Origin of the sequence: Kingella denitrificans ATCC 33394 (assembly GCF_000190695.1) — a bacterium.
Lineage (GTDB): Bacteria > Pseudomonadota > Gammaproteobacteria > Burkholderiales > Neisseriaceae > Kingella_A > Kingella_A denitrificans.
Genome location: NZ_GL870936.1, coordinates 1 through 596, shown reverse-complemented (window position 1 = coordinate 596; position 596 = coordinate 1). Strand labels below are relative to the sequence as shown.

General features: G+C 42.1%; 1 protein-coding gene. It reads right to left on the bottom strand.

Annotation, left to right across the window (positions count from 1 at the left end; all coding sequences use genetic code 11):
• A partial coding sequence (locus tag HMPREF9098_RS11080; RefSeq protein ID WP_003784948.1) for an IS1595-like element ISNesp1 family transposase occupies nt 1-570 on the bottom strand: 570 nt, incomplete at its 3' end.
• Between the last annotated feature and the right edge of the window lie 26 nt (nt 571-596).

The window sequence follows — 596 nt, the reverse complement described above, 5'->3', positions numbered from 1 at the left end:
TTCCTTCAAATACAGCTCAAAATGCTCTTTGGGAATGCCGTTAAACTTACGTAAGTGGCGTTTTGCCTGATTCCAAAAGTTCTCAATTCCGTTGATGTGATTTTGTCGATCAGCAAAATGTGTGCTGTGATTAATGCGAAAGTGGCTAAACTCACTCACATCAAGTACGTCATAGCTTTTGTAACAATCAGTATAAACAATACTGTCAGGCTTTACTTGCTCACGTATTATCGGCAATAAAGTAGCAGTTTGTGTATTGGGCACAGCAACGGTGTAAACCTTGCCGTTGCGCTTCAGAAGCCCGAATACAGCCACTTTGCCGGCTGCACCGCGACCCCGTTTGCCTTTGCGCTGCCCGCCAAAATAGCTTTCATCAACTTCTACTTCGCCATCAAACATTTCCAGATGCGGGCTGTTATGAAAAATCAGTACACGTAAACGATGAAAGTAATAGGCTGCTGTGTTTTTATTAACACTAACTAATTGCGCTGCTGTGCGTGCGGTAACACTTGCAATAAACAGCTCAATCAGTTTGTTTTGTTTGTACTGACTTAAACGGCTTCTTCTCATAGGGATTATTCTAACCTGAAATTAGA